Genomic DNA, 13326 nt, shown 5'->3' on the forward strand with positions numbered 1-13326 from the left:
CAGTGAGTTAACGTCAGGCGCTTGACTGCGTCGGGCATGTTTTACGCCCAATCTGGGCCAGATGAGGCAACGAACGATGAGTATAACCGGAATTGAAAAGCTGGAATTTGGTGTGGAAGACCTGACGCACTGCGCCAAATTTATGCGTGATTTTGGCCTGACGGGCGATGCCAGCGGCCAGCGTTTCACCACCCTGAGCGGCGCGCGCGTGGAGCTTAACCCGATCGACAGCCACGACCTGCCGCCCGCGTTTGAAGCGGGCAACACCCTGCGCCGCATGACCTGGGCGGTTGCCAGCCAGTCTGAGCTGGATGCGCTGCGCCCGAAGCTGGCGCAACAGCCAGGTTTTCGTGAAGTGGGCGACGCGCTGGAATGCCTGGATCCGAACGGCATGACGCTGCGCGTGCAGGTGACCCAGCAGACCGACGTGGAGCTTAACGTCGAGCCAATAAACCAGTGGGGCGACGCCCGCCGTATCGACACACCCAGCCCGGTTTACGATCGCGCCCAGCCGATCAACGTGGGGCATGTGGTGTTCTTCGTGGAAGAGCTGGCGGCAGTGGAGAAATTCTACCGCGAGGTGCTCGGCTTCCAGGTCTCGGATCGCTATATCAACCGCGCCGTGTTCCTGCGCTGCGGGGCGCGTGGCGGCCATCACAACCTGTTCCTGCTGCAACTGCCGAACCGCAAGCGCGGCCTTAACCACGTGGCCTTCACCGTGCGCGACATCCACGAGGTGATCGGCGGCGGTATCGCGATGAATAAACATGACTGGAGCACCTTTATCGGGCCGGGCCGTCATCCGGTGTCGTCGGCGTACTTCTGGTACGTCAACAGCCCGACCGGCGGCGCGTTTGAGTATTACACCAACGACGACTACCTGACCGAAAACTGGCAGCCGCGCGAGCTGGAGCACTCCCTGGTCTCCTTTACCGAATGGGCGGTGGAGGGCGGGATTGACCACGACACGCGCCGTCAGCAGAAAAAGCCGGAGGCGGTATGACATCGCGCATTGTCATTATCGGCGGCGGCCAGGCGAGCGGCTGGGCGGCGAAAACCCTGCGTGACGAGGGCTTCGACGGCGAGATTTGCGTGGTGGCGGAAGAGGAATGGGATTTCTACGAGCGGCCGCCGCTGTCAAAAGCGTCTCTGCTGGAGCCGGACTCCGCGCTTCCGCGGCTGTTTAGCGAAGAAGCGCAGCAGGCGCTGAACCTGATCTGGTACCGCCCGCTGCGTGCTGAATCAGTCGATCGTGAAGAGAAAATCGTGCGTTTAAGCAACGGCGAATGTCTTAGTTACAACATCCTTTTAATCGCTACCGGCGGGCGGGCGCGCCTGCCTTCGCAGGCGTGGGCCAGCCATCCGCAGGTCTACACCCTGCGCCACTGGCAGGACGCGCAGCGCCTGAAAAGTCGCCTGTCGGAAAGTCACAAACTGGCGATTATCGGCGGCGGCTGGATTGGCCTTGAGATTGCCGCTTCCGCGCGGAAAAGCGGCGTGGCGGTCACCCTGTTCGAGCAGCAGCCTGCGGTGTGCATGCGCTCGGTGAGCAGCGAGGTGTCCCAGCGCCTGGAGGCCATCCACCGCGAGCAGGGGGTGGAGATCCGTACCGGCTGCGGCGCGCTGGAGCTGGAGGACGATAATGGCCTGCCGGTCATCCACTGCGACGGCAACCGTGAAACCTTTGATACGGTCGTGGTCGGGATCGGCGTCGATCTCAATCTGGAGCTGGCGCTTGATGCGGGGCTGAAAACCGGGCGCGGGATCGTGGTGGATGCCCAGGGACGCACCTCGGATCCATTCATCTTTGCCGCTGGCGATGTGGCCCAGCACCATCACTACGGCCTGTGCATCCAGTCCTGGGCCTTCGCCCAGAATCAGGCAGTGGCGACGGCGAAAGCGATGCTCAACCCCGATGCGCCAGGTTACGACGACGCGCCGTGGCTGTGGTCGGATCAATATCAGCACAATATTCAGATCCTCGGTATTCCGCAGCCGGAGAGTAAAACGATAGTGCGTGAAGATGCGCTGTTCTTCTCGCTGGATGAAAACGGGCGGCTGACGCAGCTGGTGGCGTTCAACGATGCGCGCACCGTCAAGCTGGCGAAGCGCTGGATGGCGGCGGGGCGGGATCTGTCGAACGTACCGCTTGCCGACCCGACATTTTCACTGATGTCACTGCGATAGCTAACCCGCACCCGTAGGGGGAGAGATGACCACACTAGAGACGAACACCGCGCCGGTTGAGGCGAGCGGTGAGGGGACCCGCACGCCCGAAAAAGCGGTGCGCTGGGCCATCCCGCTGTCGCTGCTGGCCTGCGTGCTGCTGGCGTTTTTCGACAAAATCAGCATCGCGGCGCTCTTTTCGGATACCCATTTCCAGCAGGCGATGGGCATTGATTTCGACACCACGCGCCTCGGCATATTGATGAGCGCCTTCCTGCTGAGCTACGGCTTTTCGTCGGTATTTTTGAGCGGTTTAGGCGACAAAATTGCGCCGCTGCGCCTGCTCACCGGGATGATGGCTGTGTGGTGCGTGCTGATGGTGGCGATGGGCTTTACCCATAACTACACGCTGATGATCGTCCTGCGCATCCTGCTGGGCGTGGCGGAAGGGCCGCTGTTCCCGCTGGCTTTCGCCATCGTGCGCCACAACTTCCCGCAGCATTTACAGGCGCGCGCCACCATGCTGTGGCTGCTGGGCACACCGGTAGGGGCGGCAATTGGCTTCCCGCTCTCCCTCTGGCTGCTGAACACCTTCGGCTGGCAGAGCACCTTCTTTGTCATGGCCATGCTTACCGTGCCGGTGCTTATCTTTGTACGCATCGGCCTGCGCGGGATCCGTCTGGAGGCTAAACCCGGCACCTCGCAGGCGTCTCAGGACGAGCGGCGCGCCGCGCGGCGCGAGCTGTTCGTCAGCCCGCATTTCTGGATCATCTGCATCTTTAACATCGCGTTCCTGACCTACCTGTGGGGCATCAACGGCTGGCTGCCGGGCTACCTGATCAAAGGCAAAGGCATTCACCTTGAGCATGCAGGCTGGCTGTCGTCGATGCCGTTCATCGCCATGCTGGCGGGGGAAGTGATTGGCGCGTGGCTCTCGGACAGGGTCGATAAGCGCGCGGCGGCCTGCTTTATCTCGATGGCGGGGGCGGCGGTGGGGCTGGCGGCGGTGATGCACCTCGATACCCCGCTCGCCGTCATCGCGGCGATGAGCTTCAGCACCTTTATGTGGGGCACCGGCGCGCCCAACATTTTCGCCCTGCTGGCCAAGGCCACCCATCCCCGGGTGAGCGCCACGGCGGGCGGCATTTTCAACGGGCTGGGAAACTTTGCAGGCGCGCTGTCGCCGGCGGTTATGGGCGCGCTTATCGCCTTCACCCACAGCATGGATTCCGGGCTGATTTTTCTGGCGGTGATGGCGGCGGTGGGCTGCGTCCTGTTACTGCCGCTGCTGAGACGTTACTGAGGAGAGTGTCATGACTGATTCAACCGTAACCCACAAAACGGGCATCAAACCTGACCATCTGACGATGGAAGAGTGGGTCGAGTCGCGCATCGCGCGCTTCGAAGGCCGTAAATACGACTGGAACGCGCTGAAGTTCCAGGCCGATTTTGACCCGAAATACCGCCGGGCGCAGATGCGCTACATCGGCACCGGCGCAACCGGCGTGGCGAACGACACCAATACCGTGCAGGCGGACCATTTCACCTTCTCCACCATGGTACTGCCGTCGAAGTGCGAAGGGCCGCTGCACCTGCACGACGACGTGGAAGAGGTGTTCTTCATGCTCAAGGGGCAAATCACGCTGATGATCCAGGATGGCGACAACTACACCGAAACGGTGCTGCGCGAGCGTGACCTGATCTCCGTCCCGCCGGGCATCTATCGCGGCCTGTTTAACCACGGGGAAGAGGAGGCGCTGATGTGCGTCATGCTGGGAACCAACAAGCCGGAAATCCCGACCTATCCGTCCGACCATCCGCTCTCGAAAGTGAAGCGGAACTAAGGGGGCGCCATGACGGGTTTTCGTGAACAGGGAAGCGGCATTCCGCTGATGCTGCTACACGGGATCAGCTCTGGCGCTGCGTCCTGGCACAAGCAGATGGCGCTGAACGGTTTTCGCGTGCTGGCGTGGGACATGCCCGGTTATGGCGAAAGCCCGATGCTGGCCGTCGCGCGGGCAAACGCGGGGGATTACGCCGACGCGCTGGCGGCGATGCTCGACCGCGCCGGTGTCTGGCAGGCAGTGCTGGTTGGCCATTCCCTGGGGGCACTGGTCGCAAGTGCCTTTGCGGCGAAGTTCCCGGATCGCGTCATTCATCTTGTACTGGCCGACGCTGCGCAGGGCTACGGCAATGCCGCGCCGGAGCAGCGGGAGCAGGTCTGGCGCAACCGCGAGCAGCAGATGGCGTTGGGCGGCGAAATCCTCGCCCAGACCCGTGCCGCGAAGCTGCTGCGCCCCGGCGCGCGCGCGGAAGATATCGCCACCGTCGCGGCGGGCATGCGCACGCTGCGCCCGGAAGGCTACCTTGCCGCCGCGTGGATGCTGGCGCATGACGACATTCACGGCTGGCTTAAACGATACGCCGGCACGTTTGAAGTCTGGTGTGGCGAGCAGGACGCGATAACGCAGCCCGAACTGGTGCAGGGGCCGGCGCTGCGCTACGGCATGCCGTTTACCGCCATTCCGCAGGCCGGGCACGCCAGCTATCTCGATAACGACGTGTTTTTCAACCAACAGCTTTTACGCATTAACGAAGAGGTGCGCGATGAATGCACAAATTGACGGGCGCGTAGCGGTAGTCACCGGCGGTTCTTCTGGCATTGGCTTTGAAACGCTGCGCCTGCTGCTGGGGGAAGGGGCGAAAGTCGCCTTCTGCGGCCGTGACCCGGATCGGCTCGCCAGCGCCCATGCGACGCTGCAAAACGAATTCCCCCACGGGGAGATTTTTTCTTACCGCTGCGACGTGCTGAACGCCGACGAGGTTCAGGCCTTTGCGGATGCGGTGCAGGCGCGCTTTGGCGCGGCTGATCTGCTGATCAACAACGCCGGGCAGGGCTACGTGGCGCACTTCCATGACACCCCGCGCGAGGCGTGGCTGCACGAGGCAGAGCTGAAGCTGTTTGGCGTCATCAATCCGGTGCAGGCGTTTCAGCCGCTGCTGGAGCAGTCAGACATTGCCTCTGTTACCTGCGTCAACTCCCTGCTGGCGCTACAGCCGGAGGAGCACATGATCGCCACCTCCGCTGCTCGTGCCGCGCTGTTGAACATGACGCTCACGCTCTCGAAAGAGCTGGTGGGTAAAGGCATTCGCGTCAATTCCATTTTGCTCGGCATGGTGGAGTCCGGCCAGTGGCTGCGCCGCTTTGAAAACCGGGCGGACAAAAGCCAGAGCTGGCCGGAGTGGACGGCGGATATCGCGCGCAAGCGCGGCATTCCAATGGCGCGCCTCGGCAGGCCGCAGGAGCCCGCGCAGGCGCTGCTGTTCCTCGCCTCGCCGCTGGCCTCGTTTACCACCGGCGCCGCGCTGGACGTTTCCGGCGGCTTCTGTCGCCATCTGTAAGGACGCATCATGAAAAAGGTAATGTTGATTGGTTTTGGTGCCATGGCGCAGGCGGTGATTGAGCGCCTGCCCGCCGGTGTGGCTATCGGCTGGATCGTGGCGCGCGCATCTCACCATGCCGCCATTCACGACCAGTTTGGCGATGCGGTCGAGGCGCTGACGTCGCCAATGGCGTGCGCGCAAACGCCGGATCTGGTGCTGGAATGCGCCAGCCAGCAGGCGGTGGCCCAGTACGGGGAAGAGATCCTGCGTCGCGGCTGGCATCTGGCCGTCATTTCCACCGGCGCGCTGGCGGACAGCGCGCTGGAGCAGCGTCTGCTCGCGGCGGGCGGAAAACTGACTCTGCTTTCCGGTGCAGTGGCCGGTATCGACGGGCTGGCGGCAGCGAAAGAGGGTGGGCTTGAGCGCGTCACCTATCAGTCGCGCAAAAGCCCGGCCAGCTGGCGCGGCAGCTATGCCGAGCAGCTTATCGATCTGAATTCAGTGGCTGAGGCAAAGGTCTTTTTTGAAGGCAGCGCTCGCGAGGCGGCGCGGCTGTTCCCGGCGAACGCCAACGTAGCGGCGACCGTGGCGCTCGGCGGCGTCGGGATGGATGACACCCGCGTGCAGCTGATGGTTGACCCGGCAACGAAACGTAACACCCACACGCTGCACGTCGAAGGGCTGTTTGGCGAATTCCATCTGGAGCTGAGCGGGCTGCCGCTGGCGTCTAACCCTAAAACCTCCACCCTGGCGGCACTGAGCGCGGTGCGCGCCTGCCGCGAGCTGGCCCTGAGCTGAGGAGTGACGATGGACGATCTGAAGATTTTTATCGGCGGCCAGTGGCGACACGGCGGAGGTAACCCGATGCAGAGCCACTTCCCGGCAGACGGGTCGATCAATGCGACGCTGAACGCCGCCAGTCTGGATGACCTGGAGGAGGCGATAGACGCCGGAGAGCGCGCCTGGCGCGATCCCGCCTGGCGTAACAGCCTGCCGCACGTGCGGGCGAAGATCCTGCACAAGGTGGCGGATCTTATTGAATCCCGTGTGGATGAACTGGCGCAGATGCAGAGCCGGGATAACGGCAAGCCGCTGGCGGAAGCGTGCGGGCTGGTGATGAGCGCGGCGGGAACGGCGCGCTACTTTGCCGCCGCCTGCGAGCTGCTGGAAGGGGAACTTCCGACACCGCGCCAGCCGGATCTGCTGACGCTGAGCCGCTACGAGCCCCTTGGCGTGGTAGCGGCCATCACGCCGTGGAACTCGCCGATTGCCAGCGAAATGCAGAAGGTCGCACCGGCGATTGCCGCCGGGAACGCGGTGATCCTCAAGCCCGCCGAAGCCACGCCGCTGATGGCGCTGGAGCTGGCGCGGATTTTTGAACAGGCCGGGCTGCCCGCCGGGCTGCTGAGCGTGCTGCCGGGCAAAGGCTCGGTGATTGGCGATGCGCTGGCGCGTCATCCTTGCGTGCGCAAAATTTCCTTTACCGGCGGAACCACTACGGGCCGTCATCTGGCGCACGTGGCGGCGGAAAAACTGATCCCGGCCTCGCTGGAACTGGGTGGCAAATCGCCGACCATCGTGCTGGAGGATGCCGATATCGAACAGGCGGCGCGCGGGATCTGCTACGGCATTTTCAGCTCGGCGGGGCAGGCGTGCATCGCCGGATCGCGGCTGTTTATCCACGAGAGTATTTACGCCCCGCTGATGGCGAGGCTGCTGGAATTAACTCGCGGGCTGCGCGTCGGGCATCCGTTTACCGACGGCGTGCATGTAGGACCGCTGATCGGCGAGAAACATCGCCAGAGCGTGATCGAGTACGTCGAACTGGCGAAGCGGGAAGGGGGCCGCGTGCTGTGCGGCGGCGAGATCCCTGCCGATCCCGCTCTGGCAAACGGCAGCTTTTTCCAGCCAACCATTATCGAAGGGCTAAACAACAGCGCTCGCGCCTGTCAGGAGGAGATCTTCGGCCCGGTGCTGGTGGCGATGCCGTTTGGCGATGAAGCGGCGTTGATCAGCGAGGCGAACGACTCGGTTTACGGCCTGGCGGCGGGGATCTGGACGCGCGATACCGGGCGCGCCCTGCGTCTCAGCGAGCAGCTGGAGGCAGGCACGGTGTGGATCAACACCTACAAAGTTTTTGCGATTTCGACCCCGTTCGGGGGCTTTAAAGAGAGCGGTCTGGGCCGCGAGAAGGGTATCCAGGGGCTGAAAGCCTGGATGCAACAAAAGAGCATTTATCTGGCGACGGGTAACAGCGTCAACCACTGGTGCGACTGAGAAAGGGTGAGCAATGAGCGAAATGATAACCGTCGGCGACGCCATCGCCAGAACGCTGGAGCAGTATCAGGTTGAGGCCATCTACGGCGTCATCTCCATTCACAACCTGCCGATAGCGGATGCGGTTGGGCAGCGGGGCAATATCCGCTTTGTACCCGCGCGCGGTGAAGCCGGTTCCGTCACCATGGCCGATGCTCACGGGCGCTTTTCCGGCCTCGGCGTGGCGCTGACCAGCACCGGCGCGGGGGCCGGGAACGCGGTAGGCGCGCTGGTGGAAGCGATGAATGCCTGCACGCCGCTTCTGCATTTAACCGGGCAGGTAGAGAAAGCCTGGCTGGACGCCGACACCGGGTTTATCCATGAAACCCGCGATCAGCTGACCTTCCTGAAGGCCAGCTCAAAACGGGCGTACCGTATCAGCAATGCGAATCAGGCGATAGCCATTCTGCATAAAGCCATCCAGGACGCGCAGACCCCGCCGTGCGGACCGGTTTCGGTGGAAATCCCGATTGATATTCAGGGCGCCAAAATTCCGCTGTCGCTGGTAACTGCCCCGGTCAAACCGGCATCGGTTCCAGCCGTGGATACCGGGATGGTTGACGCGCTGTGGGCGCAGCTCAAACAGGCGAAACAGCCGCTGCTGTGGCTGGGCGGCGGGGCGCTGGGAAGCGCTGAGGCGGTGAAAAAACTGGCGGATGCGGGCATCACCGTGATTTCCAGCACCCACGCGCGCGGCGTGCTGCCGGACGACCACCGCGCCAGCCTGCGGGCGTTCCACAACTCGCCGTCGGTGGAGGCGCTGATTGCGCAGTGTGATTTTACGCTGGTGGCCGGTTCACGTCTGCGCAGCAACGAAACCTGCTCCTGGACGCTTGAGCTGCCGTCCCCGCGGGTGCAGATTGATATCGACCCGGCGGCGGCCAGCCGTAACTACCTGATGGATAGCACGTTGATAGCAGATTGTTCCGCGCTGCTTGGCGCGCTGGCTAAAAAAGTGCAGAGCCGCGAGTGGGGCAACGCCCAGTGGGATATGCAGGTGCAGCAGGCGGTCGGGCAAGCTGAGCAGGGGCTGCGCGAGCAGTGCGGCGCCTATGCGAAGCTTAACGACGCCATAGAAAAAGCCCTGCCGAAAGACGGCCTGCTGGTGCGCGATATCACCGTGTCCGGCAGCCTGTGGGGTAGCCGTCTGTTCAGGGCTAACGGTCCGCTGCTGAACATTCACTCTCTCGCCGGGGCGATTGGTATGGGACTGCCGATGGCCATCGGCACCGCGATTGCTAACCCGCAGCGCAGGGTGGTGGGACTGGTGGGCGACGGCGGCCTGAGCCTCAATTTAGGCGAGCTGGCGACGCTGGCGCAGGAGAAAGCCAACGTGACGCTGCTCATCATGAACGACGGGGGCTACGGCGTAATGCGCGGTATTCAGGATAAATATTTTGGCGGGCGTCAGTATTATAACGAACTGCATACACCGGACTTTACCCTGCTGGCGCAGGCGATTGGGCTACAGGCCTGGAGCGTTGAGCGGGCCGAGGATTTTGATGCGGTGATGACGGAAGCGCTGGCGATGCCGGGGCCGTCGGTGGTGGAAGTGCGGATGGGGCAGATTGGCGCCCTTAAGTTTGCCGGGCCGCCACAGAAAACGCTGTACTGATTGAGCCTTGTTGCCCGGTAGCGCGGCGCGCACCGGGCCGAAGTTTTATTTAATTCCGTCTGCCGCCATGCGGTCACGGATATGCTGCGCGCGTTCAACGGAGGCCGGGTGATCGTCAAACATGGAGCTTTGACGGCCTTCCTCCAGTTTCGCCAGTTTTTCGAAGCTGGTGGCTAAACCCGATGGATTGATGCCGCGTTTGCGCAACAGATCGTAAGAGTAGTCATCCGCTTCCGACTCCTGACGCTGGGAGAACTGGGAGTTAACCAGTTTCTCACCCACGTCGCCCAGCTGCGACTGGGACAGGCTGCCGACAATGCCGCCCGCAGAGGCCGCCGCAGCACGCACGGCATTGGTGCCCAGCGCAACCTGCATCCCTTTCTTCACGTGACCGAGAGCAACGTGACCCATTTCATGGCCGATCACCGCTTCCACTTCGTTGTCGGTCATCATGTCCATCAGGCCGCTGTAAACGCGGATACAGCCGTTAGCCATCGCGAAGGCGTTGACGTCTTTCGCCATATACACCTTGTAGTTAACCGGCTGACCGTTAATGTTGTCGCCCAGCGCGGAAGCAATCTTGTTCAGACGCTGCGTGTAGGTGCTGTTTGCCGGGGCAAGCGTAGCTTTTCCATCCATATCCTTACAGGCCTCGTCGCTCAGCGCTTTCACCTGCGCATCGCTCAATGAGTAGGCCTGAAAAGCTTCTGCGCCTGAGGTCATCAGGCCGTTAGAATCCATATTCTGACAGCCGCTTAGCAGGAGCGTTGTTCCCACAGCCAGCCCAATTGCACGCATTTTCATGATGTTGCTTCCGTACTCGTTAATCTGAATTAATTCCGAAAAATGCACCGTCAACGAAGCCGGTGTCGGGCTAAGTATAAGGAATATCTACAGGGGCGGGCGAGTAGATTGCGCAACATGCGAGCATGATCCAGAGATTTCTTAAGCTGCAAAAGAATGGTCCATGTACATGCCCTGCGGCTTGGGTTACATTGTTGGCACTTTTTTCCGGCGTAGCCCAAAACGCGCTGTCGTCAAGGGCATGGCCTTTAACAGTCCGATCTGGAGTTAAAATGTCCTCACGTAAAGAGCTTGCTAATGCTATTCGTGCGCTGAGCATGGACGCAGTACAGAAAGCCAAATCCGGCCACCCGGGCGCCCCTATGGGCATGGCTGACATCGCCGAAGTCCTGTGGCGTGATTTCCTTAACCACAACCCGCAGAACCCGGCATGGGCAGACCGCGACCGTTTCGTGCTGTCTAACGGCCATGGCTCTATGCTGATCTACAGCCTGCTGCACCTCACTGGCTACGATCTGCCAATCGAAGAGCTGAAAAATTTCCGTCAGCTGCACTCCAAAACTCCAGGTCACCCGGAAGTGGGCTACACCGCTGGCGTTGAAACCACTACCGGTCCGCTGGGTCAGGGCATTGCGAATGCCGTGGGTATGGCGATTGCTGAGAAGACCCTGGCGGCACAGTTCAACCGTCCTGGCCACGACATCGTTGACCACTTCACCTATGCGTTCCTGGGCGACGGCTGCATGATGGAAGGCATTTCTCACGAAGTGTGCTCCCTGGCAGGCACCCTGAAGCTGGGTAAACTGGTTGCGTTCTACGACGACAACGGCATCTCCATCGACGGTCACGTTGAAGGCTGGTTCACTGACGACACCGCCGCACGTTTCGAAGCCTACGGCTGGCACGTTGTGCGCGGCGTTGATGGCCACGATGCTGACTCGATTAAACGTGCCGTAGAAGAAGCGCGCGCCGTGACCGACAAACCGTCCCTGCTGATGTGCAAAACCATCATCGGCTTCGGTTCTCCGAACAAAGCGGGCACTCACGACTCCCACGGCGCACCACTGGGCGACGCGGAAATCGCACTGACCCGTGAAGCGCTTGGCTGGAAACACCCTGCCTTCGAAATCCCATCTGAAATCTACGCGCAGTGGGATGCGAAAGAAGTGGGCCAGGCGAAAGAAGCGGCCTGGAACGAGAAGTTCGCGGCTTACGCGAAAGCCTTCCCACAGGAAGCGGCTGAATTCACCCGTCGTATGAAAGGTGACATGCCGTCTGACTTCGACGCGAAAGCGAACGAGTTCATTGCGAAGTTGCAGGCGAACCCGTCTAAAATCGCCAGCCGTAAAGCGTCTCAGAATGCGATCGAAGCGTTTGGTCCTCTGCTTCCAGAATTCCTCGGCGGCTCCGCTGACCTGGCGCCATCTAACCTGACCCTGTGGTCTGGCTCTAAGCCAATCAACGAAGACACTGCCGGTAACTACATCCATTATGGTGTACGTGAATTCGGTATGACTGCGATTGCCAACGGTATCGCTCTGCACGGTGGTTTCCTGCCGTACACCTCTACCTTCCTGATGTTCGTAGAGTATGCACGTAACGCCGTGCGTATGGCCGCGCTGATGAAACAGCGTCAGGTGATGGTCTACACCCACGACTCCATCGGTCTGGGCGAAGATGGTCCAACTCACCAGCCGGTAGAGCAGGTGGCTTCCCTGCGCGTGACCCCGAACATGAGCACATGGCGTCCATGTGACCAGGTTGAATCTGCGGTGGCGTGGAAATACGGCGTTGAGCGTCAGGACGGCCCGACCGCGCTGATCCTCTCCCGTCAGAACCTGGCGCAGCAGGAACGTACCCCAGAGCAGCTGGCAAACATCGCCCGCGGTGGTTACGTGCTGAAAGATTGCGCGGGCCAGCCTGAGCTGATCTTTATCGCGACCGGTTCTGAAGTTGAACTGGCCGTTGCCGCATGGGAAAAACTGACTGCTGAAGGCGTGAAAGCGCGCGTGGTTTCCATGCCATCTACCGATGCGTTCGACAAGCAGGATGCCGCGTACCGCGAATCTGTACTGCCTAAAGCGGTCTCCGCTCGCGTGGCAGTGGAAGCGGGTATCGCTGATTACTGGTTCAAATACGTGGGTCTGAACGGCGCTATCGTCGGTATGACCACGTTCGGTGAATCTGCTCCGGCAGAGCTGCTGTTCGAAGAGTTCGGCTTCACCGTTGAGAACGTTGTCGCTAAAGCGAAAGAACTGCTGTAAATCTCTCCGTGAGGCAAAACGGGTCGCTCAGGCGGCCCGTTTTTATTTTGGTGGTATTTTCTTTGGTGTTAACAACATATATTTGGTGATTCCCATCACAAATACGAAAGGTTATAATATGTTTAATTTGCAATGGATATCACATTTATAGACTTGCTTTTTAATTTCTTGTTTTTAACGATCTGTTTTTGTTCGTTTTATTAAAATCCACTCTGACATGCTCGCTATTTTCTCTCCGTTTGATTTCATTTTACCGCAGGCGTATTTTGTTTTTAGCGATACGTTGTACCCTAAAAATAAAATAAGGATGATATATGCGGTTAATTGATTATTTCCCTGAATCCTCAATATCAATAAAATCCGCAGCAAAGGACTGGCAGGAAGCCATTGATTTTTCCATGTCGTCTTTGCTGCAAAATCATTGTATTAACGCTGATTATATTGAGGCAATTAAAACCTCGACGCTCACTAATGGTCCTTATTACATTCTAGCTCCGGGTGTAGCGATGCCTCATGCCCGTCCGGAGTGCGGTGCCTTAAAAACAGGTATGTCATTAACGCTTCTTAAACAGGAAGTGCAATTTGCCGACGACGATGAGCCCGTAAAATTACTCATTGGTTTATCTGCGGCGGATGCGGATTCACATATCGACGCTATCCAGGCATTAAGCGAATTATTATGTGAAGAAGATATGCTGTCAGCGTTGTTAACCGCTAAGTCAGAAAAGCAACTGGCGGATATTATGGCTCGCGCATAATTATTCTCTCCTTTACAGG

At 60.3% G+C, this 13326-nt stretch carries 12 protein-coding genes; 11 read left to right on the forward strand and 1 reads right to left on the reverse strand.

The features are described 5' to 3' along the window. Positions 1-76: 76 nt before the first annotated feature. Genes SK51_RS08250 through SK51_RS08290 form a run of 9 tightly spaced genes read left to right on the forward strand, consistent with a single transcriptional unit; the run spans position 77 to position 9481 of the window. The gene (locus SK51_RS08250) at positions 77-1003 is read left to right on the forward strand and encodes a VOC family protein (protein ID WP_023306908.1); all 927 of its coding nucleotides are present in this window, start codon (positions 77-79) and stop codon (positions 1001-1003) included. Next, on the forward strand, positions 1000-2187 hold the full coding sequence (locus SK51_RS08255) for an NAD(P)/FAD-dependent oxidoreductase (RefSeq protein ID WP_023306907.1): 1188 nt from the start codon (positions 1000-1002) through the stop codon (positions 2185-2187). The genes SK51_RS08250 and SK51_RS08255 overlap by 4 nt, the downstream gene beginning before the upstream one ends. A 25-nt stretch (positions 2188-2212) precedes the next feature. Beyond that, positions 2213-3469: an MFS transporter gene (locus tag SK51_RS08260; protein ID WP_022649340.1), complete on the forward strand. Its 1257-nt coding sequence runs from the start codon at positions 2213-2215 to the stop codon at positions 3467-3469. A 10-nt stretch (positions 3470-3479) separates the two neighbouring features. Further along, positions 3480-4010: a cupin domain-containing protein gene (locus tag SK51_RS08265; protein ID WP_022649339.1), complete on the forward strand. Its 531-nt coding sequence runs from the start codon at positions 3480-3482 to the stop codon at positions 4008-4010. 9 nt (positions 4011-4019) lie between these two features. After that, a complete protein-coding gene (locus SK51_RS08270) occupies positions 4020-4790 on the forward strand; it encodes an alpha/beta fold hydrolase (protein ID WP_048206643.1) in 771 nt (256 codons plus the stop codon). Then, positions 4774-5568 carry an SDR family oxidoreductase gene (locus SK51_RS08275; RefSeq protein WP_023306905.1) on the forward strand — a complete coding sequence of 265 codons (795 nt, stop codon included), beginning with the start codon at positions 4774-4776 and terminating at the stop codon, positions 5566-5568. Before SK51_RS08270 ends, SK51_RS08275 begins: the two co-directional genes overlap by 17 nt. A 9-nt stretch (positions 5569-5577) precedes the next feature. Beyond that, entirely contained in the window at positions 5578-6348 is a 771-nt protein-coding gene (locus tag SK51_RS08280) for an aspartate dehydrogenase (RefSeq protein ID WP_023306904.1), read from the forward strand. Positions 6349-6357: 9 nt separating this feature from the next. After that, positions 6358-7827, forward strand: a complete 1470-nt coding sequence (locus SK51_RS08285) for an aldehyde dehydrogenase (protein ID WP_023306903.1) — start codon at positions 6358-6360, stop codon at positions 7825-7827. Positions 7828-7840: 13 nt separating this feature from the next. Further along, positions 7841-9481 carry a thiamine pyrophosphate-binding protein gene (locus tag SK51_RS08290; protein ID WP_023306902.1) on the forward strand — a complete coding sequence of 547 codons (1641 nt, stop codon included), beginning with the start codon at positions 7841-7843 and terminating at the stop codon, positions 9479-9481. Positions 9482-9526: 45 nt separating this feature from the next. Here SK51_RS08290 and SK51_RS08295 read toward each other — a convergent pair whose 3' ends face one another. Next, a complete protein-coding gene (locus SK51_RS08295) occupies positions 9527-10285 on the reverse strand; it encodes a metalloprotease LoiP (RefSeq protein WP_003860073.1) in 759 nt (252 codons plus the stop codon). A gap of 272 nt (positions 10286-10557) precedes the next feature. Between SK51_RS08295 and tkt the strand changes: the two genes are divergently transcribed. Continuing rightward, positions 10558-12549, forward strand: coding sequence for a transketolase (tkt, locus tag SK51_RS08300; RefSeq protein WP_022649333.1), 1992 nt, complete (start codon positions 10558-10560; stop codon positions 12547-12549). Positions 12550-12863: 314 nt separating this feature from the next. Then, entirely contained in the window at positions 12864-13307 is a 444-nt protein-coding gene (gene cmtB / locus SK51_RS08305) for a PTS mannitol transporter subunit IIA (RefSeq protein ID WP_047352992.1), read from the forward strand. Positions 13308-13326 lie beyond the last annotated feature (19 nt).

The sequence above is a fragment of the Enterobacter sp. MGH85 genome (genome assembly GCF_001037655.1).
Lineage (GTDB): Bacteria > Pseudomonadota > Gammaproteobacteria > Enterobacterales > Enterobacteriaceae > Enterobacter > Enterobacter intestinihominis.

What these genes read in the sequence shown, in the direction of transcription:
- SK51_RS08285 (WP_023306903.1), top strand. Translation starts at nt 6,358, where the DNA reads ATGGACGATCTGAAGATTTTTATCGGCGGCCAGTGGCGACACGGCGGA.
- SK51_RS08250 (WP_023306908.1), top strand. Translation starts at nt 77, where the DNA reads ATGAGTATAACCGGAATTGAAAAGCTGGAATTTGGTGTGGAAGACCTG.
- SK51_RS08270 (WP_048206643.1), top strand. Translation starts at nt 4,020, where the DNA reads ATGACGGGTTTTCGTGAACAGGGAAGCGGCATTCCGCTGATGCTGCTA.
- cmtB (WP_047352992.1), top strand. Translation starts at nt 12,864, where the DNA reads ATGCGGTTAATTGATTATTTCCCTGAATCCTCAATATCAATAAAATCC.
- SK51_RS08295 (WP_003860073.1), bottom strand. Translation starts at nt 10,285, where the DNA reads ATGAAAATGCGTGCAATTGGGCTGGCTGTGGGAACAACGCTCCTGCTA.
- SK51_RS08275 (WP_023306905.1), top strand. Translation starts at nt 4,774, where the DNA reads ATGAATGCACAAATTGACGGGCGCGTAGCGGTAGTCACCGGCGGTTCT.
- SK51_RS08255 (WP_023306907.1), top strand. Translation starts at nt 1,000, where the DNA reads ATGACATCGCGCATTGTCATTATCGGCGGCGGCCAGGCGAGCGGCTGG.
- SK51_RS08265 (WP_022649339.1), top strand. Translation starts at nt 3,480, where the DNA reads ATGACTGATTCAACCGTAACCCACAAAACGGGCATCAAACCTGACCAT.
- SK51_RS08290 (WP_023306902.1), top strand. Translation starts at nt 7,841, where the DNA reads ATGAGCGAAATGATAACCGTCGGCGACGCCATCGCCAGAACGCTGGAG.
- SK51_RS08260 (WP_022649340.1), top strand. Translation starts at nt 2,213, where the DNA reads ATGACCACACTAGAGACGAACACCGCGCCGGTTGAGGCGAGCGGTGAG.
- tkt (WP_022649333.1), top strand. Translation starts at nt 10,558, where the DNA reads ATGTCCTCACGTAAAGAGCTTGCTAATGCTATTCGTGCGCTGAGCATG.
- SK51_RS08280 (WP_023306904.1), top strand. Translation starts at nt 5,578, where the DNA reads ATGAAAAAGGTAATGTTGATTGGTTTTGGTGCCATGGCGCAGGCGGTG.